Raw genomic sequence first — 24,048 nt, 5'->3', positions numbered from 1 at the left:
GGAGTGATTCAATATGGCCCACCCAGCAGTACCATTGAATTCTGAACAAAATAATAGTCCCCAAAAACCTGTTGCTATTGGCCTTAACCCTGACGCTTACTTCCCTTGGTATCAGCCACTGATTCATGTTGCCAGCGGACAGATCGCGGGTTATGAAGCGCTCGCCAGAACGCGAAATAAAGACGGCGAAATGGTCAGTGCAGGTGCGATTTTCAACGATAAGATGATCAGCTTCCCAGACAAGCTTTGCATCGACCGTGCACTTCGCAAGCAAGCCCTTGAGCGATTTGCAGAACAAAAAGATGCCGGGTTTATCTCGCTGAATATCTCTCCTGATTGGCTGCAACAGATCCCCGGCTCCCACAGCAGCATGACATTGAAGATGCTCGACTCGCTCGACATCGATCCAAGCAGGGTGGTTATGGAGATCACTGAGCATGGAGCCGATATTCAGGGCCTGAAGCGTTTGGTAAACGAATACCACAAGGCAGGTCTGAAGATCGCCATCGACGACTTTGGCGCCGGGGCATCTCAATTAGACCGCGTACTGGAGTTAGACCCGGATATCATCAAGCTGGATATGAAGCTGTTTAAACAGGGTACCCTCGGCGGCAGCCATGGCGATGCCCTGCTCTCAGTCACCTCGCTGGCACAAAAGGCCGGTAGCGAGATTGTTTGTGAGGGTGTCGAAACAGAGCAGGAGTTCCATTTTGGCCTCGAATGCGGTGCACATTACATGCAGGGCTGGCTCTTTGAAGCAGCAGCACCGGGCTTGCTGCCGAAAAACGCCTGTCTGGAAAGAGTCAACCAGTTACGTAAATCTTACCTGGCCAGAAAGACTGTAAGACTCTCAGATGCCATGTTGCATAACATTCAGGTCAAAGACATGGTCTACCGCCTGCGCAGCAGCGTGATGGCGAACAGGCCAGATAGCATCGAGCTCTCCAAGCTCAAAGAGCTGGGCGTTATCCGCTATTACCTGTGTGACGGCGGCGGTACTCAGAGGTCAGCCAACTTTGAAGTCACTGATCACGGCATCGAGGCCAATCCAGGTTCGTTAGGTTATAACTGGAGCCATCGCCCCTACTTCCCAACACTGGTCGCTCTAAAACAGATTAAACAACAACGCATGGTGGTATCTCCTATTTACCGTGACACCAATACACTGCAGTTGTGTAAAACCTTCGGCATCTTCCTGACCCCGGAAGAGGTACTGCTGGTAGATGTGAAAGCAGAAGATACTGCGCTGTTTGCTGAGACCAGCCGCAGCCATGTTTCGCAATTCAACGTGAGTAATGGCTAGCAGACTGAAGCTTTTCCTCAGGCAACAGTGACTTCGCCGAGCAGGAACACTTTCTTCCTTGCAGCGATAACTAAAACGACCGATGGCCCCCGCTTTCGGTCGTTTTAGTTTCTACTTGCCACCAGATTGCACAAATCAGCACTCGACCACCCTTTAGCGCCTGTCACGGCTGAGATGGCCGCCCCGGCAAAGACAACACTCGCCTGCTAAGCTAGGTGGAAATGATGTCGTCAGAGTCGTATATGGAAACGCAGGTAGCATTTCAGGATCAGATCCCTCACAACCACTGCTTTGGCTGTGGTCCCAATAACGCACAAGGGCTACAGATCAAAAGTTATTGGCAAGATGACTGCACAAGTATCTGTAACTTTTCCGCCTTACCTCACCACTCTGCGGGCCCTAAGGGCTATCTGAATGGCGGTATTATCTCAACCCTGATTGATTGCCATGCCATCTGCACCAGCATTGCTGACTGCTACCGAGAAAATAACCAGCATATTGGCGAAGGCCCTGTGCATTGGTGTGTTACGGGGGAGCTGAACGTCCGTTATCTGGCTCCAGCACCTATCGCGACGCCCGTACAGTTAATCGCAAAGGTCACGGAAACCTCAGGCAAAAAACGGATCATTGAGTGCAAACTCTATAGCGTTGACCAACATGACCGGACTCTCTGCGCAACGGCGTCAGTCGTGGCCATAAAAGTGCCTGAAAGCTGGCTGGAAAGCAGTAGCAGGATCGAATGAGGGATACGCAGCTGTCGTGCCAAACCGCACTGAATGACTGGCAGACTCACCGGTATGGCGCTCGGTCTTTCAGCCTGCTGTTACGTCTGCTACATGTTCTCGCTGCTTTCAGCCTTGCATGGTCATCCCATGCCATCAGTTCATCGGATACGCTCGATCCTTTGGTAAGTTCAGCCAGCCAGAATGAAATCAGCGTTGCCATTCTGGTCACGCCGAATCAACGACCACCCTACTATCGCGTGTTCTCAAGGTTCTCCGAGGAAACCGGCATATCGGTGAAAATCGTCCCCAAATCGGATAGCGAATATAAACGGTGGCTACCTATGTGGCTCTACACCGATATAGACAGCCCCGATGTGCTGCAATGGCAAGCATCACAGCGCCTGTTTGCCCACGCAAAAAACGGCGTGATATTGCCTATCACTGATATCTGGCAATCCATGGAGTTGGAGGCTGCGCTGGGCCATATCAATTCTGGCGTAAGCTGGCAGGGAGAGATCTACGGACTACCCACCTCCTATTATCACTGGGGCCTCTACTACAACCCGGCCCTGATTGAGAAATATGGCAAGCCGCCACAAACCTGGCCTGAGTTTACTGCTATATGCGAGGCGCTAAAGCGTGATGGCATTGTTCCCATAGGCTTAGGGAATAAAAACCTCTGGCCAGCGGCTGCATGGTTTGACTATCTGGACTTAAGAATTAATGGTCTGGCGTTTCATCAGGCGTTGCTAGCAGGCGATCTCCCATTTTCTCACCCAAAGGTCCGTGAAGTTTTGACGACCTGGAAAAAGATGATCGATGCAGGTCTGTTCAATGAAAATCATGCTCTTATCGATTGGGATCAGGTCGTACCGGAGCTCTATCGAGAAAAGGTTGGCTTTACCCTGATGGCGAACTTTATTAACTCCAAGCTCAACGAGGCTAACCGCAATGAAATCGCGTTTCTGCCCTTTCCCAAGATAGCGGCGATCCCCAGATATGAAGTGGCGCCAACCGACCTGATAATGATCCCTAAAAAAGCCAAAAACATCATCGGAGCGAAAAAGTTTATTCGCTTTATGGCAAGAGCAGACATTCAACAGGAGTTAAACCAATTACTCGGCTACCTGCCGCCTCATCTGGGTGCCAAAGCTGGTCAGGACCTTTTTGTTGAAGAGGGTGCCGCACTACTGGGTAATGCAGCCGGCGTATCACAATACTTCGACCGAGACGCAGTACCGACTTTCGAAAAAAGAGCGCTGCCCATCTTCGCCAGCTTTCTGCAAAACCCAAACCTGAACGTCGCCATCACTGCCCTGGAACAAGCGCGGCAAGAAGTCTATCTGAGTGAACCACAGCTCCAGATACCCTGACATCCAGAACTTCTGATAAAGCGAAGTTCATGAAGACATGCTACTTTTTGCATACTGTGCCGGAATCACAGCACTGATTTGCCAGAGGGATGAACGCATTATTATGTCGCGAGTTAGCGAGCTGCTTTTTAAATCGATTTATTCTTGTCTGCGATGGCAGGCAACGATGTGTCATCCCCACTTACCTCTAGCAAAACGGCTAACAACCCCGCTAACGTTACTGCTGCTCGGAGTCCTTTTTATTTTCGGCACAGTGCCAAAAGCCTTTGCTCAGACGCAACCCACCATCACAGTAGCTATTCTAGTCACGCCCAACCAGCGCGAACTCTACCATGAGATATTCGCCAGATTCACCGACGAAACAGGCATAGGCATTAAGGTAGAAGCAAGAACTGACAGAGAGTACAAACGCAAACTTCCCGTATGGCTCTATGCCAGCAATGACACGCCCGATGTGATGCTGTGGCAGGCTTCGCAACGGCTATTTGTGCATGTAAACAACGACGCCATTTTGCCTATCACAGATATCTGGCAGGAGCTTTCGTTGGATGCATCGCTTGGACACGTTAAATCGGGGGTTAGTATTGGGGAAGAAGTTTATGGTTTACCTATATCCTACTACCATTGGGGACTCTATTATCGCCCCGAGTTGATTGAGCAATATGGTCAGCCGCCTGGCACATGGCGTGAGTTTATTGATATCGCCGATGCCCTGCGTAAAGACGGAATAGCACCAGTCGGTCTTGGCAATAAAAACCAATGGCCAGCCGCTGCTTGGTTTGACTATTTAAATCTGAGAGTCAACGGCCTCCACTTTCACCAGCAACTACTCGCTGGTGATGTTCCATTTACCGACGACAGAGTCAGGCAAGTGTTGGTTCACTGGAAAAAGATGGTTGTGCGAGGCTTTTTCAACGATGACCACGCATCACTCAGCTGGGACCAGGTGGTGCCAAAACTCTACAGAGAAAAGGTCGGCTTCGTGCTGATAGGCAGCTTTGTCACCACCAAATTTAATGCCGAAATGGGTGGCGACATCTCCTTTCTGCCCTTTCCAAAAATCGAAGCCATTCCTCATTATGAAGTTGCACCTACGGAGATCATGATGATCCCAAAAAGAGCACGCCACATTCCGCAAGCCAAAATGTTTATTCGTTTTATGGCCCGGGCAGAGGTACAGGAGCAACTAAACAACATGCTAGGTTATCTTCCACCGCATCGTGAATCTAAACCAGGCATTGACTATTTCACTCAGCAAGGCGCCGCGCTTCTTAGTTTGGCGGCAGGCGTTTCTCAGTATTTTGACCGCGATACCGTACCCGCCTTTGAGAAAAAAGCCTTGCCCATCTTTGCCCAATTCCTAAAAAGTGGCGATATAGATAGGACGCTAAAAACTCTCGAAAAGCTGCGACAAGATGTCTATCTCAATGATGACTCAGATTTGGATTTAGATTAACCACCGTATGTTGAATTGCAGCACCCGGAGAACTGCTATGCAAAGATTTATAGTGATGATTTTATTGATTCTGGCTTCCAGCGCCTGCAGCGCAGACCCGTCTGGCAAAGCGGCAGACACAGGCGCCCCTGCTAGCGGTGAAGTCAGGCAAACGTCTGCAGGTAGTCTTGTCGCCTGGGATGAAAGCAAAGCCGAATGGGTGGATATAGAAACCTTTTGGCTACGATACGCAGAAGCCAACGGCGGACTCACTTGGGGAAAGAGCCGAGAATATCCTGAATACGACAAAGTGAAAGAGTTCGACAAACTGCTGATTGAACTGGACCAAGGCAACTGCCTGATGGAGTTCTTCCATAGTCGCTGGCGTCGCGCTAACGATGTTCGCCGTTGGGATGATGCTTTTAACGAATATGGCGGCTGCCCATTTGTATTTGACTAAGGCTGCCGCGCGCCAGTCAGAACGGGGGATTAAAATCCCCCAAGGCGTCACTCGAATGTATCCAGATCTATCTGATACTTTTCCAGCACTTCCTGCATCTGCAGCTTTTTCTGACCTGCCGCCACCGCCATCACCTTAGCGGTCACATCCGAGATCTCACCTTTGGTAATGCCCGCCCTCTTCGCCTGTGTCAGGTAGTAGCGGGTACATGGCAAACAGTTCATCGCCATCGCCGCAGCCAACCCCACCAACAGCTCGGTTTTGCTGTCTAAATGTTCATTTTCATGGGTGGAGTGATAGAAATTTTCATAAGGCTTTTGATGCTTCCCTAACATAGCTGTTCCTTGATAATCGATACCGAACTTCACAACGTTCTTTTTACTGGGGGTAAATACTCCCTTGCCAACCAAATGCTACATGAAACAGGTCCAAGCCCCTGTTCTCAGGTCAAAAAAACGGCGTTCGCCAGCGAACTAATTACACGCATGTTTCGATATCGTTTGCGCCCAGCTTATGGCGCCAGAGTGGCGTAAGCAGGCGAGAAAGAGAGGCGCGCAAGAGAGGCAAATATCATCCATAACAAATGATTATTGTATGCATAATCAATGATAATTTTTTGAATAAACAGTTCCCGCGTATATTTCCCTCAGTTTCAAAACAGATGAACCATCAGTCGCCGAACTCAACCAGCAAACGTCCACCGAATAACGTTTATCAAAAATGTTGAAAGGCGCAGTTAGACAGGAATAACCATGAAATTTTTGCACACGATGATCCGCGTTACCGATCTGGACAAGTCCATCGAGTTTTATACCAAGGTCCTTGGTATGCGTGTACTGGATAGAATGGAGAATCCTGACTACCGCTACACCCTGGTATTTGTCGGTTATGAACATCAGGCTGACGGCGCCACTATCGAGCTGACTTACAACTGGGATACCCACGAATATGAGATGGGTACCGCTTTTGGTCACCTCGCGCTGGGCGTGGATGATATCTACGCTGCCTGCGACAAGATCCAGGCACTGGGTGGCAACATCACCCGTGAGCCAGGCCCACTGAAAGGTGGCACCACACATATCGCTTTTGTGAAAGACCCAGATGGCTACCCAATCGAACTGGTCCAGCTGAGCAAGTAGGAGAATCCAAAGATGAGCAACGTATTATTTGATTCAATCCAGCTAGGCAAACTGACACTGAACAACCGCATCGTAATGCCACCGATGACCCGCTCACGCGCCAGCCAGCCGGGCAACGCAGCCAACGAGATGATGGCGGAATACTATGCCCAGCGTGCATCAGCAGGCTTAATCGTCGCCGAAGGCACCCAGATCTCAGAGATGGGTCAGGGCTATGCCTGGACGCCAGGTATCTATACCGACGAACAGATCGCAGGCTGGAAAAAAGTCACTGACGCCGTGCACGAAAAAGGCGGCGTTATCTTTGCGCAGGTCTGGCACGTAGGCCGTGTCACCCACCCGGCAAACATCGGTGGTCAGCAGCCAATCTCATCGTCAGCGCTGAAAGCGGAAAACGTGAAAGTGTTTATCGATGATGGCAGCAATGCCCCTGGCTTTGTTGACGTGGTTGAACCACGTGAGATGACCAAGCAGGACATCGCCGACGTGATTGAACAGTACCGCCAGGCAGCACTGAACGCGGTTGAAGCAGGTTTTGACGGTATCGAACTACACGCAGCCAACGGTTACCTGATTAACCAGTTTATCGATTCAGAAGCCAACCATCGTACAGACGAATATGGCGGCTCTATCGAAAACCGTCTGCGTTTTATGGGCGAAGTGGTGGCAGCCATGGTGGATGCTATCGGCGCAGAGCGGGTCGGTGTGCGCTTGGCACCATTTACTTCACTAAACGGCACCATCGATAAGACACCGGTAGAAACCTACACAGCAGCGGCAGCCCTGTTAAACAAACTGAATGTGGTTTACGTACATATCGCAGAAGTTGACTGGGACGATGCCCCAGATACACCAGTGGCGTTTAAACAAGCGGTACGCGAAGCCTACAAGGGTGTTCTTATTTACGCTGGCCGTTACGACAGTGACAAAGCGGTAGAGGCGATTAACGATGGCTATGCCGACATGATCGGTTTTGGTCGCCCATTTATCGCCAACCCTGATCTGCCGGCTCGGATTAGAAACAGCTACCCGCTGGCACCTCACGATCCAGACACACTGTTTGGCGGCGCGGAGAAAGGTCTGACCGACTATCCGTTTTATCAAAAGGCCTAGTTTTTAATAGGCCTAAAACAGTGCTGAACCAAAACATAAGAGGTATCCCTTATCGGGGTACCTCATTTTTGGTTTTTAGGTGTCAGCGATGCTTCGAAGGCTCCTGATAATGGCTCACCCAAGGTATATTTATGCGCGGTGAAATCTATCTTGTTTTGACCACCCTGCTCGCAGCACTCGGCTGGGGAGCCTCGAAAATGGTGGTCGCCGAGATGCCTGGCGATCTGTTTATCGGCAGCCGTTTTCTTATTGCCGGACTATTACTGCTTCCCAGCTGTTACAAGCAGTTCAACACCCTCGATAGACGACAGTTTGCGTATCTGGTTAGTGTCGGAGTGATCCTGTCGATTGCCCTCCAGGTGTGGGTATACGCGGTATCCAGAACCAGCTCATTGTCGGAAGGCGCGTTCATTATGAGTCTGGCAGTGATCCTGGCACCGCTCACAGCCTGGATGCTGTTTCGGGAAAGGCCAAACAAGCCCTACTGGATCGCCCTGCCCGTCGCCATTGTCGGCATGATGTTGCTGACCCTCACCGACGGCTGGACACTGGAACAAAGCCAATTGGGATTCTTAGCGGCATCAGTGCTGCTGTCTGCGCATTTTGTACTGAACAAACGTCTGACCGCCTCCGTGCCTACCTTGCTATCTATCTGCATCCAGCTAACCGTGGTGGGGATTAGCGGCCTGCTCTTTGCTCAGTTCAATGCCCAACTCAATGCTATCTCCGGTTCAGAAAATGTCAGCTTTGCGCTCACACAGTTTGAACTGTCGAATGCCGTACTGTTCTGGTTTGCGATCTCAATTGTCGGCGCGACGGTTTTACGCTATCTGGTGCAGACGCTAGGCCAATCATCGGTGAAGATAGAGACCGCCTCACTGATTATGATTCTGGAGCCGCTATGGACACTGGCCATCAGCCTGAGCCTGCTGGGCGAAGCGTTTCATCTGCAAAAGGTGGTAGGTGGGCTGGTGATACTGTCGTCACTGGTGCTGTACAGGCGGCGAAGCGCAGCACAAAACAAGCGCGTTCAAAACTGCTAGACCGCCAGCTAACAAACGGCTAACAAGCTTTACCCGCTTAGCCAACCACCCGCCTGAACACTATAGTTACTAGCAAAGGAGTGTTCACGTAGGCCCTACCATGTTCGACGTATGTGATGACATTCAGAATCGTCTGCAAGAGTTTTTGGAGATGACACGAGATGGTTACGCCATATTCGATAGCAACGAATACCTTATCTATTGCAACCCCAGTTTTGCCGACCTATTCAGCCTCGACCGCAAAACCAAAACGCCACTGCACTGGGAGCAGATCCTCAGAACTAACTTCGCAAACCGTCGAGGCGTACGCGTTGACAGCGGTGATATTGAGCAGTTTATTGCCTACACCAGCAAGGTCCGCCGCTCCCGCCCCTACCGCCTGTTTGAAGTTGATTATTTCGATGGCCGTTGGTTTCTGTTCTCAGAGCAAACCAACGCCAAACAAGAGCTGCTGATGCAGATTAAAGAAATCACCTCGCAGAAAGTGATTGAGGAATCACTACAAAAAAACGTCTCCAACCTGAAAGCCGCCGCGCTCACCGATGAGCTGACTCAGGTAGGCAACCGCCGCGCGTTGGTCGAATCGGTCAAAAGCGAACTCAGCCGCTGCCGACGTACCGGCGTATCCATGACCCTGCTGTTGTTCGATTTAGACTTCTTTAAAAACGTGAATGATACCTATGGCCACCAAGCCGGAGATGAAGTGCTGCAACACGTGGCGTCACTAATTAAAGGCGCGATCCGCCCCTACGACATCCTCGGCCGCATAGGCGGTGAAGAGTTTGGCGTATTCCTCAGCAATACCAATCAGAAAGAAGCCGTGATGATCGCCAACCGAACCCGCGAAGCTATCGCCGCGACCGAGTTTGAGTATCAGGGTCAGCAAATCAAATTAAGTGTCTCAGTGGGGGTCAGCACACTTGGCTGTGATGCCGAGTTTGAGGATTTATACCAGCAGGCAGATGAAGCCCTGTATGAGTCAAAACATCAGGGAAGGAATCGGGTTACGGCTTATAAGGCATAAACAGCAGTTCATCTAACGACAGGCTCTACACCTGATAATCAAACACCAAAATATCTTCCAGCAAAGGCCTGAATACCACTTTCAACGCATCATGGGCTGGATGCGGAAAATACTGCTGACGCCCCGCCTCATCGGAAAAAGTCATAAATACAGAATGGGTAAAACCCTGGTTTTTATGCTCGGGGCTATCGTTAACACCCCACTCCACTGACACCACCCCTTCAATCTTGTCGGGTATAGCTTCAAACAGACCTTTAAGCTTTTCTATCCCGGCAGGCTCAGCATCTTGTTTAAACTTGATAAGCAAAATATGGCGGATCATCTTTTATCCCAAAACCTGTTTTTCTGAACAACTCGAAACTAACCGAGACCCGCCACAAAAAACAAGGGGTTGATGCTGCAATGCAGTCGCCAGCATTCGCTGGAAGAATCCAATAAATATTAGTATTTACAAAAGCATGGCACCTAACAGCTCATTTTTTGCGCTACCACATGTTTACGCCTGTTAGATTTGTGACCTACAAATGCTTGTAGTAGGTTACAGAGCGCATTAAGTAAATAATCGACATGGAGTGTTGAAATGAGCGTTTTTGGATCTCGAAATTACAAACTTGAAGATGCGGCTCAAGAGCCTGTTATCTACCTTTCCAAGCTGATGAAGCTAGATCAGCACTACCCTTTTATTAGAAGCAACAAGGACAAGGTGTTACCTGTTCTGACAGGCGTTCTGTTGTATCGCCAACTTAGCCGTTTTGAGCAAAACAAAGTTCTGCCATTAGCTAAAAGTCTTGGTAACGAAAAGTTTTTAGGGGCAATTCAAGTACTCTTAGCTCAAAACGTTGCCAATCCCAACTGGAACAAGTGGTGCTTGTCAGACAAAGAATTAAGAGAATTCTTTGATTCCAACAAAACTGTGAGTGATCTCATTAACTCTTGGTTCTTCACCATTGATCCTAAGCTAGAGGCAAGCTGGATTGCGGCACTGATCTTTGGCGTGTCTACAACGGGCTTAAAAGGTTGGATAGCCGATGTTTCTGGTGCAGGAATGGTCAAACAAACAGCCCCTCAAGTTGCAAAACAAACAGGATTAAAAATTACTAAATCTGGCGTAAACACAGCTGCCAGATATTTCATAGTTGTAACTATTCTCGCTAGTGTCATGAAAGGTATGAGTGACGCTGATATGAAACAAGCTCGCGCAGAACTGTTGCGTAGAGGATTGCTAACAGTTAAGGATTTGGAATGATTATGTGGGCAATTGCTTACTTTATAAGCTTGGTTGTTTTACATGGTAACTGCGCCTCTCTTTTCAGAACATATCGACAGGGAGACAAACCAACGGGCAAAGCACTTGCAGGGATCCTTGTGGGGTTCTATCTATGTATTTTGAGTTTGTCGATACTGGTTATCAGAGAAGCAGGTATTCGTAGTGATGAACTCAAAATTGCTTCAATGATTCTGGGTTTTGTCCCGGTTACTCTCTCTGTCTATCTCGCGAAGCGTTACAGGTTTCGAGATGAGAGATTGGGAACTGACCGTGGCATGTATTTTTGAATGTGAAAGTCTATATGGGCTGGAGTAAGCTACCGAAGCGATGGATTTCGACATACTTCACTGGCTTTGCTTGTACAACAAATAGCCCATAAGCCATTTATAGTGTTCGAGGCGATCATTTCGTGTTTAGGTAAAGGGGTTGGTGCTGCAATTTATTTGTATACAGTTTTCCACAGGCTATCGCATCGGACCCTCTTCCCATCAGTTCGACTTGATTTCAGTCTCAACGGCCAACGATTCCTGCTGCTGAATAAACCGATAGAAATCGGCCTGATCAACAAAAGGGTTTACCGCAGCATCGTCACCCGCCTGCAAACTGGTTCTATCCCTGTTTTTAAACAGATTGTTTTTATGGGGATGGTTGGCCAAGTTAACGGTGACCTCAGGGCTTTGCCCAGCCAAAGCTTTGATTCGCGCCATGCTGGTTTTAAACGCCGCAGCCAGACTGGCGTTCTGCAAGTTAGGGCTATGACCACCCACTACAAATGCCCGGTATTCTTTGCCCCTGTCCTTCACCATAAAATCAACAGACAGGTCCCCTGCGGTATGCCCTGGCGTGATATAGAACTTAAACTCGGTGTAACCCACCATCAGGCTGGAACTGTCCTGAACAAATGACTTCGGGTTTGGTGGTAAAAACTTGCTTTCACCTTTGCTTTTGGCGGCTTGGGCAATGGCCAACTTTTGCCCTTTCTCGGTGATAATCACGTCAGCACCATATAAGTTCTGCAAGTATGCAGCACCGCCAACATGGTCGGTGTGACCGTGCGTCACAATCAGGTGGGTCACCGATTTATCCGCTAACCCCAGCTTTTTCAGGTTTACGGGTATCCATTGGCTGAATGGGAACTCGAGGGTGTCTATCAGCACCAATCCGCTGGACGTCACTACCGCATAGGAAGAGACCCATTTGTCACCAACGTAGTAGACATTATCAAACATCTTAAATGGCTCAACATAACCATTCCTGGCTGTCATTTTGGGCATGATTTGCGGCGGGGTTTTGGGCGAGATTTGGGGCGAGACTTTAGGATTTGTGTCGGATGAAGTTTGAGGAGAATAGGCAGAGAGAGTCTCTGCCATTGCACTGGTTGAGACTTCAATACACACAGAGAGTGAAATACAAAAAGAGAAAGCCAACCCAACAATCAGTTTCTTCATTTACAAACCAGAGTGGAGAAAAGATTGGACAAGGGCGTCAGACCGCAGCTCTAGTAAACAAGTTATACAGGCTAACCGTAAAAACGAGAGTAATACAGGATCATCGGCAGTGTTGCGATTAGCAATGTCACCACGAGGCCGACTTTGCCCGCCACTATGAGCAAAGACTTCTTTGGATTTCGGGGGTTGTAGAACACTTTTACCCCGCCATCCGGATAAGTTTGGATCGCACGCATCTGCTTTTGCAGAATAAATCGGGCGTTATGGCTGGTCACAAAGATCCAGGGAGAGACTTTGGAGCCAGTGTAACTGACATCATCAACGGTATAGGAGTACAAAGCCTCCGCAATATAGTCCTGCTCTGCCCTCACTGAATCCGCACCAAACTTACTCAGCCCAACTTCAATCAATTTACCCTTTACCGAAGGCCAGCGACGGGTGCGCAACTGAAACACAATGGAATAACTGCAGACCAGCAGGCAATAGACCGCCGCCCAGAACCAGATCCCCTGCAGTTCGCCCTGCATGGCCAGCTTCCACATGTTTTCGAGGTAGTCGGTTAGCGTCATTGTTTAGTGCCTTGGATCAACTACAGTGCTTTGGTTAATTTGATTTTTATATGTCTGAACATAACAACTGTAGGTTTTGTAGCAGAGATTACCTTTGGGCACTCAACCCGTTCGCCCGAGAGGTAATCATCTTTATGGCACGATCACCTGTTTCGATAAGTTCGAATCGATATTCGACGTTTTCCCACCCGGTATTCTTAGGATATGTTTTATTAGCCACTCCATGTCCCATACATATTAAGCCCTTCGCAACCGCGGCTTTGTACTAAAGTGGCAGGCCGAACAAAAAAGACGCCTACTTGTCTGCGATTGTTAGCTGATTTTAGTTTTTCCGCTTACAGCATGTATGTAAACCTCTCCCCTTGTCTGCGCCGCTTTGACCTTTTTATCGAGCATTTCGGAAAATGACTGGAACCCTTCTAGAACCATCATCAGATCTTCACCATCGACAAAGATGGTCTTTATGGCTTTGCCATGAACAAGAGAAGTAACCACATTATCGCTGAAGCCGTTTACGGAGATAAAAATTCCTCTGCCGTAAAACTTTCCTTCAATCTTGCCAACAAATTGGTATACGGGTTCATTTGCGGATGCTTTATCTTGCCATTTCGCCTCGACCAGATAATGCTCTCCTTCAAATTTTATAGCTCCATCAATTTGCTCGCCATTGACTCGATAAGGCTCCGTTACTTCCAAGTTTGACAGCTTTCCAAGTTCTTGAAGTACGTTTTCTAATTCATACCCTCGACGCGCTGATGGCGAACTCCCCTGGATAAGCGCGATGTACTTTTCTTTAAGCTCACTAATTGTTTGTTTAGGGTTTTGTGAAGCGGCCTCCTTGGCTGCACGTGTCTTACGCTCTTCTTGGATTCTATGGTCTCTAATTTCTTGCAGTTGCTTAAGGTGGGTAATCGAACGCTCAGCGTCAGCTCGATTGAGCTTTTTCAAATTATCGAAATAATATGGATCAAAGGAAGACCACCCGACTAAGGATTTTAGCATTGAGCGAAAAGGCCCGAGACCACCATCCGGCTTTGCAGCTAAATGAGCAAACATGCAATCTACAATCTTGTATCTTGCAAGTTCTTTATGAGCGCCCAGCACCCTAATATCTGCATTCGTACAGCCATTGTCGACGAAGAACTGAACGATATGATCCTTTGGCCAAAATATTTTGAGAATGCAATCCCGCATTCCACTTTTGATATCTGAAGGAAAGCTCATTGGTATCCTTTTCTACAGCTACACATCATGACTCCCTGCGATGGTGCCGACCTCCCGCTTTTATCGTGGGTTAGCCAAACCAGAGCCACACTGTTAGATGACAAGTCATAACAGCACGGGAAGTCGACATGTATAACGCTAGCACACTTTGCATCGGCTTAGATGTTCACAAAGAAACCACGGATGTTGCGTTGAGTTCAATCAAAGATGACACCGTCACGCTCTACGGCACCATCCCCACTAACATTCGTTCTATCAACAAACTTATCAGGAAGTTACAGCTGACTACCAGTCACTTTTGCGTAGTTTATGAAGCAAGCCCCTGTAGCTTTTGTTTATGTCGTCATTTGCACAAGCAAGGCATTCAGTGTTGTGTGGTCGCCCCAGCACTTATTTTCCTGCCGCGATACTGACTAACAACTCGTTCATCGTAAGTTCACCTTCGTACAATCTTTATTCTTCATTATATCTTTCATCACCGGTATAGACCGCTGAATATGCAAATCTTAGTCCATCAAGAATTAAATATTCTGCGATTAAATATGACTATGGGAATGAAGATTCACGCATTTATAAAAATGCAAACGAAGTCTAAATGAAGCCTCTGCCGCATCCAATATCACTCGAGGAAGTATAATAACCTCTTGATTCCAAGATCGCTTGAGCTCCCACCTTTATTGAGTAAAAACTCTCAATCCCCGATTGAAAAATTCACAATTTTCTTTCGGTTATAGCGAGTTCTTCAACCTTATATTGATTAAATTTAAAGGCTGAGACAAAACAACTACGATTAAAAACCATATGCAGCATTAATTATTCTCGATTTAAGGTTTTGCGCTGATATTAGAAGTGATACGAGTGAAGCAACACTTCCTAAAACCCCTAGCAATATAACTGAATCACTTTCACTTCCATGAGCTTAAATTCTTCATATCAGCTAATCTAAATCTAAGCAGAAACCTATACAAAAAGATGCATATGTTAACTATTTTAACGGGAAAATTTCTTCTTCACCACTTGCTCTGCAGAAGAGTCCTTATAAAGCATTATTTTTATACACATCAAGTATCGGGGATCTTTAATACTATATGTATTTGCCTTATCATTTTTTACAATCAGCGGAGTGTCACCACTAGATAGATCTGTAAGTATCGACCCCAATCCCATATTGGTTGCAGGGACTGTTGTTGGAAACTCTTTGCGTATTAACGCATCGATATCAGATGATTCAAATTGATGGGCAGTAATTTTTGCGAGGCAATAGATAACTTGATTTCTTCTTGCAACAGCAGTAGCCCGACTATTAAGGTGGCTCTCAACAACTTGATAACATTGACGCAACCCTTGCATAAGCCATTGCAGATCAGCAGCATTTAATAAGCTTTTATCGTAAATCCAATTATTTTCTTCAATTTCGTACGCTAATGCTTCACAGTATTCATGAACTCGTTGAGCGATTCCAAGGGTAACATCATGAACATGATCAGCTAGAGAAATTAGAGTATTTCCAGTAATTGCTATATGAAGCTGCGTAAAGCCTTTCTTAACTACCTCCATAACTTGCCCTGAGTCTAGACCATCGACTTTCTGAATCTCTAAGATTCTATTCGCAACCGATTCTACATTTTTAGTTTGACTAAAATATTGGAGAACACCGTTTGGTATGCCTACAATTAAAATATTTACATTGCAATCGGAATATCTAGAATCATCTAGCAATATGATAATATCAGCTAACTCACTCATTAAACTGGTTGATGAAAATATAGATTCAAGATTATCAAGAACAACTATTTTTTTAGAAGAATCAATGTCATTAAATATTTTAAAAGCCCTCAACAAAGGTTCGTCACCTTCTATTTCATAGTTCCCCGTATGTTTGGCAGCACCTTTTGCAAAGCATGCATTAATCTCAGCCGCTTTTTCTTCGCTAAACCCAAGTTTATTAACTGTTCCAGGACTTATAATTGCTTTGCAAATCTCTTGTGTTATGGAGCCAATTCTTGATGCATTGGCACAGTTTGCAACAACGTATTTAATACCTAACGCATCAAGAACTTTCTTGTATAGCCATGATTTTCCGTTTCCACTTTCACCAAAAACCAATGTATGAGAATCTCGTTTTAGAGCTCTAGACAAACTTTTTTCGTGAACCGGTCTTTGCACATACATTTCAGTATTTACATCGCTTTTTCTAGGTGTAAATACTTGATTTATTTCTTTTCTCTTATTCATTCATACTCCATTTCAATTTCTAGAGAATTTTTACAGCTACCGCTAAGTAGTAAGCGCGTCTTGCCCCGGCAAACGAGATCTATGTCCATAAAAACAGGCCATCAGTCAACAGCTGTACACTACAAACCAATTTCCACAATTTCCCTGTGGGATGCAACAGAAGACATCTATTTATTCGAATAAATTCATATGTCTACCTATCCAACCTACCCCGATAAATCAGTAAATACACCGCGGGGATAACAAACAACGACAACAGCGGTGCGGTGACCATACCGCCTACCATGGGGGCGGCGATCTTCTGCATCACTTCGTTACCTGAGCCGCTACCAAACATAATGGGTAGCAGGCCAAAGAAGATAGTGGCCACTGTCATCACTTTGGGCCGGATACGCATAACGGCACCATCGATAAGGGCGGCTTTGAGGTCGGCTTCGCGGAGAAGCGTGCCTTTGGTTGTTCGTTGTTTGATACAGTTATTAAGGTACACCTGCATCACGACGCCAAATTCGGCGGCGACACCAGCGAGGGCGATCATGCCTACGGCAACAGCAACAGACAGGTTGTAATCCAGGTAGTGCAGGAACCAGGCGCTGCCTACCAGCGCAAATGGCAGGCTAAGCATAATGACAGCGGCCTGGGTCATGGAGTTGAAGGTCATCATCAGCAGCAGGAAGATCACCGCGATGGCAAGCGGTACCACTAGCTGCATTCTGGCTTCAACTCGCTCCATATATTCATACTGGCCAGCAAAGCTAACTGAATAGCGCGCGGGCAGCTCCAGCTCTTGGTCCATCGCCTCTCTGGCCTGCGCTATGTAATCTCCTACCGAGATCCCCTGAATATCGACAAATACCCAACTGATCAGGCGGCCATTTTCGCTGGTCAGCATGGGTGGGCCATCGCTGATGGAGATATCCGCCAGGTTCATCAGTGGCACATATTTTCCGGTTTTGGTCATTACCGGTAGCCGTTGCAGCTGTTCGATATTGTCTCGCAGCGCTCTTGGGTAGCGGATGTTGATGGGATAACGTTCCTGACCCTGAATCGACTCAGAGACCGTCATGCCGCCAATCGCCATCTTTACCACGTCCTGAATATCGCTCAGAGTCATACCGTAACGAGCGGCGGCAGAAAGATTGGGGGCGATATCGATATAACGACCACCACCGCTGCGCTGGGCAAATGCTGACAGCGTGCCGGGCAGTGGCGCGAGTATCGCTTCAAGCTGCTCGCCTATTTGTTCCAGCTGCTCGACATTATCGCCGCTGATTTTGACGCCCACCGGAGTTCTGACACCGGTAGAGAGCATATCGATGCGGGTTTTAATCGGCTGTACCCAGGCATTGGTCATACCCGGTACTTTTACCGTTTTCTGCAGCTCGTCGATTATTCCTTCCATGGTCATGCCTGCACGCCACTCGCTGCGCGGCTTCAGCATGATGGTGGTTTCCAACATCGTCAGTGGCGCAGGATCGGTGGCGGTATCAGCACGGCCGACTTTGCCAAACACCCGCGCTACTTCCGGCACAGATTTGATCAGTCGATCTGTCTGTTGCAGTAGCTCGGCGGCTTTACCGGCACTAAGTGAAGGCAACGTGGTGGGCATATAGAGCAAATCGCCCTCTTCCAGTTCCGGCATAAATTCGCTGCCCATACGGCTGATGGGATACCAAGCGCTGGCCAGCGCCAGTAGTGCAACCAGCAAAGTCAGCTTGGGAAAACGCAGCACGACTTTCAGCAGCGGTTTGTAGATGGCGATCAACAGTCGGCTTAGCGGGTTTTTATGCTCGGATGGGATCTTGCCGCGCACCAGATAGCCGATAAGCACGGGGATTAGCGTCACCGCCAATATCGCCGATGCTGCCATGGCAAAAGTTTTGGTGTAGGCCAGCGGATGAAACAGTCGCCCTTCCTGCGCTTCCAGTGCAAACACCGGAATAAAACTCAGGGTGATAATAAGCAGGCTGAAAAACAGCGCCGGGCCCACTTCTATCGAGGATTCCTTAACAATCCACCAATGGGCCTCGCCCGTGGCTGGTTGACCATGTTGTTCCCGGTAATGCTCCAGATGTTTATGGGCGTTTTCGACCATCACAATGGCTGCATCCACCACGGCTCCAATGGCGATGGCGATACCGCCCAGGCTCATAATATTGGCGTTTACGCCCATCCACTGCATCACAATAAAGCTGGCAAGAATCGACAGCGGCAGTGTGATCACGGCTACCAAGGTTGAGCGAGCATGCAGCAGAAACAGCAGGCACACCAACGCCACCACGGCCATCTCTTCGATCACCTTGTTGGTGAGGTTATCGACTGAGTTCAGGATTAATTGTGAACGATCATAGGTATCAACCACTTCGACACCTTCGGGCAAACCGGGGGCAAGTTCTTCCAGCTTGGCTTTCACCCGAGCAATGGTATCCAGTGCATTTTCGCCATAACGCATCACCACAATGCCGCCGACCACTTCGCCTTTGCCATCCAGCTCGGCAATGCCACGGCGTGCCGCTGGGCCTATTCGGATATCCGCCACATCTTTCATCAGTACTGGGCTGCCGGATTCAGACAAAATACCCAACGGGATCTCGGCAAAGTCAGCCAGGGTCTGACGATAACCATCGGAACGCACCATGTACTCGGCTTCGGCCATTTCAACCACTGAGCCGCCTACCGAAGCATTGGCACTTTGCAGCGCGCCGTTAACTGCTTTTAGGTCGAGCTGATACAGCGCCAGTTTGTGTGGGTCGACCACGATCTGATAGGCACGCTCCATGCCACCGACTGTAGCCACTTCTGCCACCCCTTCGACACTTTGCAGCTCCAGCTTGAGGTACCAGTCCTGCAGCGAGCGCAGCTGAGCCAGATCATGGCTGCCGGTTTTATCCACCAGTGCATATTGATACACCCAACCAACACCGGAGGCATCCGGCCCTAATGAGGGTGTGACGCCCTGAGGCAAACGGCTTTGAATCTGTGACAGGTACTCCAACACCCGGCTGCGTGCCCAGTAGATATCTGTGCCGTCTTCGAAAATCACATAAACGTAGGAGTCGCCAAACATGGAGAAACCACGCACGGTGCGAGCACCGGGTACGGCCAACATGGCGGAGGAAAGCGGATAGGTGATCTGGTCTTCTACAAACTCCGGTGGCTGGCCGGGATAGGAGGTTTTTATGATCACCTGAACATCGGACAGAACGGGCAAGGCATCCAGCGGCGTTGAACGCATCGCCTGATAACCCAGCAGCGCGACGATAAGGGAAATTACCAGCACCATGGCGCGCTGACGCAGCGACGCGGAGATAATCTTCTCTAACATCTGACTATCTCCTTAATGCATCTTGTGAATGTCAGCGCCGGCGTGGGGATCGGCTGCATCTGCCCCCTGCCCGCTTAACCGCTGCAAACTGCCCTGGATGCTGGCTTCAGAATCCAGCAGGAACTGACCAGAAACTACCACGCGATCACCGGGTTCCAGCCCAAGCAGTACTTCGGCGCGGCCCTGGCTGATCATGCCCAACGTGACAGGCACAGAAGCAAAGCTGTTATCTGATCGCTGGACCACCACCCGGCTTTCTCGGCCAGTCTGGATAAGGGATTCGGTAGGGACGGTCAGCAAGCCACGCTTAGGCCCACCAAACAGTTCTACATCTACGAGACTTCCAGGCCGCAATAAACCATCGGGATTGGGCAGTGCCACCCGCACCTGCATGGCACGGGTAACAGGGTCGACTTCCGGGTAGATGTAATCGATCTGCCCTTCGATATCGAACAGTCCCTGTGCTGCCGCTGTCACTTCCGCAGGGCGTCCGATCTCCAGCCAGCTCTGTTCGTTCTCAAATACGTCGGCTCGAACCCAAACCCGGCTAAGATCAACCAGCTCTATCAGAGTGGCGCCGGGTTCAATAAACATGCCTTCACGGACATCCAGCTTGCTGATCATGCCGGAATGGGTGGAGTAAAAAGGCACCCGGTAAAAGCTTTTACCGCGCTTCTCCAGCACTTTGATGGTTTTGGGAGAGATCCCCAGCAGCTCCAGACGCAGGCGGGCTTTGCGCAGTAGATCCTGACCACTGGCTCCTCCCTTGCCAATCACTGACTTAGCCAGCAGATAATCATCCTGGGCATTCACCAGTTCCGGCGAGTAGACCTCAAACAGTCGCTGGCCCTTCTCTACCCAATCGCCCTCACTGGCCACGTTCAGGGTTTCGACCCAGCCGGTCATACGTGGATGAACATGGTGGATGGCGTCCTGGTCATATTCCACCGTGCCCAGAGCTTTAACGTATCGCCACAGGGTGTCATCTGACGCCACCTGTTCAGTGCGGATGCCGAGGGCTTGCTGCATGCCACCGGCAACATTCACGTTCACCTCATCTGCCGCCGCGCCCACTTCGACCGGCTCTAACGACATACCACAAATCGGACAATGCCCCTCTTCGTCTTGCACAATCTGCGGATGCATGGGGCAGACAAACTTAATCGATAGGCTGGGCGTTGAGCCGGAGCCTTCAGCAAATCCCGTGTCTTCAGTAAACAACGAGGGCTGCTCTACTGGCGAAATCGCTTCATGCACATGTTCATGCCCCGCGTGCTCTGCATGTGCAGCATGTGGGTCATCCATTACTTGTTCAGAACCAGAGCTGGACCGGTCAAATATGCCGTCGAGCTTCTCCGGCGCGACCAGATAAACGGTCACCGCAGCGGTAATCGCAACGCCCGACGCAAACGCCAGTGCGGGCAGGACAAGTTTGGTGGTTAATGATGTTTTCACTGCTTACTCCAAATAAAACGTACAAAAGCGCAGCACCTGTGCAAGTGCTGTAGATAGGAGGATCAGTGATGGATCAATTCCGCTGGCGTTTTACCTGCAGATACTTCGGTGGATAGCCGCCTGGAGGGTCGGGATCGAGGAAGGCTTGTCTTTGTGACCATTGTCGCGTCAGGTTGTTTAGCTTTTTACCGGTCGCGACGACCCAGCAAAGCAGGCCAAAAACAACCAGCACCAATATCGAAACCACCCACTTCACCAGTTTATGGCTGGCTCCGTCATCGCCGCAGCAATCATGTTGATGTTCTCCATGTTGGAGCGCTCCATGCTCAGCGTGCGCTTCGGTACCTGCACTCGCCATATGATCTGCATGTGCGCCGGAGTGAACATGGGTATGACTATGTGGCTGTTGATGAGGATGTTGGTGCTGATAACCGCCGTGAGTATGAAGATTCTCAGCAGAGGCCTGAAGGCTCTTGGTGTCAGCTATTGCGGTGTTAGCTAAAGCGATACCGTCTGACGGGCTGACATTTGACGAAGCTAAGTTTGTCGGCAATTGGGCAAACAACTGTGGCAGATGTGTACAGATTACGATGATACAAAAGCACAGGCTGACAAGCGCAACCACGCCCACCCTCTGTGCAAGTTTGTGTAATCGTATCAGTGACATCTGTTTCGCTTTAGCAATCAAACTGTTGGCTTACCCTGGCAATTATAGACCTTGGAGTGGCTCCAGGGTCAACGACCAGCTTCGTATTTTGAGTTCGATACGGATGGTTTTTACAAACAAAGGCTATTTGCATTCTGAGGTTGCGGTTAACAGACCATTGCCAATTGCCACATCTACCCAGTTGGTTGGGTTTAGCCATATCGAAAGGCTTCAGAGAGCCAGTTCCAGTCACGTACTTACACTTACAGTTTACCTCTCGTTTTGTCCAAAGCATTCAGTACTGGCAGAGTGGCGCTGCATACCAGCGCCCTTGGTGAAATTTGCGATTAGGTCTTTGACGTTGCCGATAAAAATCTGCCAAAGATCCGGGTAGTGTCGCTTATCACAGAGTCAGATTGGGATTGCATATTTCCTATCCCTGGGCCGTCAATTACATTAGAGTAAAAATCAGTTGTAGCGTTTCCTGCAACGCTTTTGGATGCAGGACAAGATGTAGGAAGTAAGGTGATGAGAATGAATCGAGGTTGGGCTCTTTGGCTGATGAGTTTGCTGTGGACATCGACCTTCTTACAGGCTGAAACGCTGACCGATCCACATAAAAACTTTACGACCTATACTGCACAACCTGATGCTGCGGCCAAGCTTGCGTTCCTATCCAAAGCAGACATGGCGATGATTGACACTTTGAGCAGCGGATCTGAACATTATTACGAGTACTACCGCAGCTTTGTGATTGATAACTTCAATCGAGCAAAATTTCAGGCCGATCTGGCTGAGTTCGAAAAGATGGAACTGACCAACCAACAAGGCCATTTGGTGGGTTTGTTCTACGCAATGATCACTCAGTATGAGTTCTTTTACGGTAAGACTATCTCCGATGAAGCGACCTACATGCTGACTACCATCGCTTCGACCGAATCACCGACGGAACAAAGGGCGCGGGAATACTTTGCAACGTCGTGCAATTCAGGCTGGTTGATTGCCTGTTTTACCTATTTTAATGCGGTAAATACTCAGGTGATCCCTTGTATTACCGGCTACCAACTCAAAGCCTGTTCGCAAACGATGCATGATCTTGCGGAAGCAGAACAGATGTATCTGGACACCGCAATTCTGAATTATGAACTAGCTGCAAAAGAAGAATCTTCGGAACGTTTTGGTCTGGCTGGCATAATTGCTCAGATATACCGTGCGGGCATCACCGGCATTGTAACCGTCGAAGACTATCCGGATTGGATCCGCGACTACCCATTCCCGCGTGACTCCGCAAAGTCAGCGCACTGGCTGAAGTTAGCTCAACCTGTTCAGTGACGAACTGTTAACGACCGGCTTGGTTTAAGCAACTTGGCGTCGCGCAACACCAGACTACATGACCATGAACGCGCTTTACGACGGTGCTCACTGGCAGTGTTGTGCCAATTTCGGGCAATGTTATTACCAACTATCTAGGCGCGCAGTCCTAAACAGCCGACGTTCGTTAGTTGGTGACTTCGGCTAATTTAATGAAGACGCTTTGAAGAGCTCTGCCATAATCGAGAACAATCACACTTGCAATGTACTATCTAAAACACGATGTTAACCAGCAGGTTAGATCATGAGTCTGAGGATATTTTGCCTAAGAGCTTGGTTACTATCATCACAGTTTACTTCTTGATGCTTTTGCTCATTCTTTGGAACGCTAGTGAACCGTTTTCACCCAGTGACTCATACGTAGAGCTTTGCAAGGTTCTTTCTGCTGGATTTGTATTTGTGGGGGTTGTTGTCTTGGTAACGATGATCTCTAGTAGTCCAAAGATGAGCGAAAGAATTAGACGGCAGTGGACAGAAAAAGGCGAAGCGAAGTTGCTGCTGCCCTTTGTCTACTTGGGAATTATATTCATAACTTGGTTCTTCGGATTCCTTTTCTTGAAGCTTGCCCCTGCTTATCCGCTGAGCCTAATTGATGGCCGAGATGTTCAAGTACATGCGACGTGTATAGATAGTTGGGAGAATCGTTATCAGGGTACTCTAAATGTTTTCCACTCGGATGAGCTCGGAAGACTGGAGTTTCCAGGTTTAAAGCGATCGTGTGTGGAGCCCCCCACAGCTTGTGACTTAAATTTGAGTGCTTTTTACGTAGGTTACCGTTTGGAAAGTATCCATTGCGGAACGAAAATCTACTAAATTTTTGGAGACACCTTTCACTGGCACTGCCACCGCAGTGCCACGAGCCGCCTTTTAGGAAGTCCCTTAACCACCAGCGC

21 protein-coding genes are annotated in these 24,048 nt (G+C 48.7%); 12 read left to right on the top strand and 9 right to left on the bottom strand.

Translation table 11 applies throughout. From position 1 onward, the window contains the following. The first annotated feature begins 13 nt into the window (after positions 1-13). From ABEA14_RS00525 to ABEA14_RS00505, 5 genes are all read left to right on the top strand, one after another. Positions 14-1,303, top strand: a complete 1,290-nt coding sequence (locus tag ABEA14_RS00525) for an EAL domain-containing protein (protein ID WP_345337773.1) — start codon at positions 14-16, stop codon at positions 1,301-1,303. Between the two features lie 242 nt (positions 1,304-1,545). Continuing rightward, positions 1,546-2,046, top strand: coding sequence for a PaaI family thioesterase (locus ABEA14_RS00520; protein ID WP_345337772.1), 501 nt, complete (start codon positions 1,546-1,548; stop codon positions 2,044-2,046). Continuing rightward, on the top strand, positions 2,043-3,401 hold the full coding sequence (locus ABEA14_RS00515) for an ABC transporter substrate-binding protein (protein WP_345337771.1): 1,359 nt from the start codon (positions 2,043-2,045) through the stop codon (positions 3,399-3,401). The genes ABEA14_RS00520 and ABEA14_RS00515 overlap by 4 nt, the downstream gene beginning before the upstream one ends. A 166-nt stretch (positions 3,402-3,567) precedes the next feature. Next, entirely contained in the window at positions 3,568-4,857 is a 1,290-nt protein-coding gene (locus ABEA14_RS00510; RefSeq protein ID WP_345337770.1) for an ABC transporter substrate-binding protein, read from the top strand. Between the two features lie 37 nt (positions 4,858-4,894). Continuing rightward, positions 4,895-5,296, top strand: coding sequence for a hypothetical protein (locus ABEA14_RS00505; protein WP_345337769.1), 402 nt, complete (start codon positions 4,895-4,897; stop codon positions 5,294-5,296). A 47-nt stretch (positions 5,297-5,343) separates the two neighbouring features. Here ABEA14_RS00505 and ABEA14_RS00500 read toward each other — a convergent pair whose 3' ends face one another. Further along, complete coding sequence (locus tag ABEA14_RS00500) at positions 5,344-5,631, bottom strand: carboxymuconolactone decarboxylase family protein (protein ID WP_345337768.1); 288 nt, start codon at positions 5,629-5,631, stop codon at positions 5,344-5,346. Positions 5,632-6,048: 417 nt separating this feature from the next. On the opposite strand from ABEA14_RS00500, the gene gloA reads away from it, so the two are divergent. The 4 genes from gloA (at position 6,049) to ABEA14_RS00480 (ending at position 9,615) form a co-directional block, all read left to right on the top strand. Further along, complete coding sequence (gene gloA / locus ABEA14_RS00495; RefSeq protein ID WP_345337767.1) at positions 6,049-6,435, top strand: lactoylglutathione lyase; 387 nt, start codon at positions 6,049-6,051, stop codon at positions 6,433-6,435. A gap of 12 nt (positions 6,436-6,447) precedes the next feature. Further along, positions 6,448-7,548 carry an alkene reductase gene (locus ABEA14_RS00490; protein ID WP_345337766.1) on the top strand — a complete coding sequence of 367 codons (1,101 nt, stop codon included), beginning with the start codon at positions 6,448-6,450 and terminating at the stop codon, positions 7,546-7,548. 131 nt (positions 7,549-7,679) lie between these two features. Then, the gene (locus ABEA14_RS00485) at positions 7,680-8,591 is read left to right on the top strand and encodes a DMT family transporter (RefSeq protein WP_345337765.1); all 912 of its coding nucleotides are present in this window, start codon (positions 7,680-7,682) and stop codon (positions 8,589-8,591) included. Positions 8,592-8,691: 100 nt separating this feature from the next. Further along, the gene (locus ABEA14_RS00480; RefSeq protein WP_345337764.1) at positions 8,692-9,615 is read left to right on the top strand and encodes a diguanylate cyclase; all 924 of its coding nucleotides are present in this window, start codon (positions 8,692-8,694) and stop codon (positions 9,613-9,615) included. A gap of 25 nt (positions 9,616-9,640) precedes the next feature. Here ABEA14_RS00480 and ABEA14_RS00475 read toward each other — a convergent pair whose 3' ends face one another. Continuing rightward, positions 9,641-9,937: a Dabb family protein gene (locus ABEA14_RS00475; RefSeq protein ID WP_345337763.1), complete on the bottom strand. Its 297-nt coding sequence runs from the start codon at positions 9,935-9,937 to the stop codon at positions 9,641-9,643. Between the two features lie 258 nt (positions 9,938-10,195). On the opposite strand from ABEA14_RS00475, the gene ABEA14_RS00470 reads away from it, so the two are divergent. Continuing rightward, positions 10,196-10,861 (top strand): hypothetical protein, encoded by a 666-nt coding sequence (locus ABEA14_RS00470; protein WP_345337762.1) that lies wholly within the window; start codon positions 10,196-10,198, stop codon positions 10,859-10,861. Continuing rightward, on the top strand, positions 10,858-11,169 hold the full coding sequence (locus ABEA14_RS00465) for a hypothetical protein (RefSeq protein ID WP_345337761.1): 312 nt from the start codon (positions 10,858-10,860) through the stop codon (positions 11,167-11,169). The genes ABEA14_RS00470 and ABEA14_RS00465 overlap by 4 nt, the downstream gene beginning before the upstream one ends. Before the next feature lie 201 nt (positions 11,170-11,370). On the opposite strand, the gene ABEA14_RS00460 is transcribed toward ABEA14_RS00465, so the two are convergent. The 7 genes from ABEA14_RS00460 to ABEA14_RS00430 form a co-directional block, all read right to left on the bottom strand. Then, positions 11,371-12,330, bottom strand: coding sequence for an MBL fold metallo-hydrolase (locus ABEA14_RS00460; protein ID WP_345337760.1), 960 nt, complete (start codon positions 12,328-12,330; stop codon positions 11,371-11,373). Between the two features lie 71 nt (positions 12,331-12,401). After that, positions 12,402-12,899: a DUF3592 domain-containing protein gene (locus ABEA14_RS00455; protein WP_345337759.1), complete on the bottom strand. Its 498-nt coding sequence runs from the start codon at positions 12,897-12,899 to the stop codon at positions 12,402-12,404. Positions 12,900-13,211: 312 nt separating this feature from the next. Then, the gene (locus ABEA14_RS00450) at positions 13,212-14,123 is read right to left on the bottom strand and encodes a restriction endonuclease (protein WP_345337758.1); all 912 of its coding nucleotides are present in this window, start codon (positions 14,121-14,123) and stop codon (positions 13,212-13,214) included. Between the two features lie 990 nt (positions 14,124-15,113). Next, positions 15,114-16,358 carry an AAA family ATPase gene (locus tag ABEA14_RS00445; RefSeq protein ID WP_345337757.1) on the bottom strand — a complete coding sequence of 415 codons (1,245 nt, stop codon included), beginning with the start codon at positions 16,356-16,358 and terminating at the stop codon, positions 15,114-15,116. A gap of 193 nt (positions 16,359-16,551) precedes the next feature. After that, positions 16,552-19,683, bottom strand: a complete 3,132-nt coding sequence (locus tag ABEA14_RS00440) for an efflux RND transporter permease subunit (protein WP_345337756.1) — start codon at positions 19,681-19,683, stop codon at positions 16,552-16,554. Between the two features lie 12 nt (positions 19,684-19,695). Then, positions 19,696-21,138 carry an efflux RND transporter periplasmic adaptor subunit gene (locus tag ABEA14_RS00435; protein ID WP_345337755.1) on the bottom strand — a complete coding sequence of 481 codons (1,443 nt, stop codon included), beginning with the start codon at positions 21,136-21,138 and terminating at the stop codon, positions 19,696-19,698. 73 nt (positions 21,139-21,211) lie between these two features. Next, positions 21,212-21,805, bottom strand: a complete 594-nt coding sequence (locus tag ABEA14_RS00430; RefSeq protein ID WP_345337754.1) for a hypothetical protein — start codon at positions 21,803-21,805, stop codon at positions 21,212-21,214. 513 nt (positions 21,806-22,318) lie between these two features. Here ABEA14_RS00430 and ABEA14_RS00425 point away from each other — a divergent pair. Further along, positions 22,319-23,116, top strand: coding sequence for a hypothetical protein (locus ABEA14_RS00425; RefSeq protein WP_345337753.1), 798 nt, complete (start codon positions 22,319-22,321; stop codon positions 23,114-23,116). Positions 23,117-24,048: the final 932 nt, after the last annotated feature.

The sequence above is a fragment of the Corallincola platygyrae genome, from assembly GCF_039544265.1.
In the GTDB taxonomy this organism is placed as follows: Bacteria; Pseudomonadota; Gammaproteobacteria; order Enterobacterales; family Neiellaceae; genus Corallincola; species Corallincola platygyrae.
This window is presented reverse-complemented; position numbering and strand designations above follow the sequence as displayed.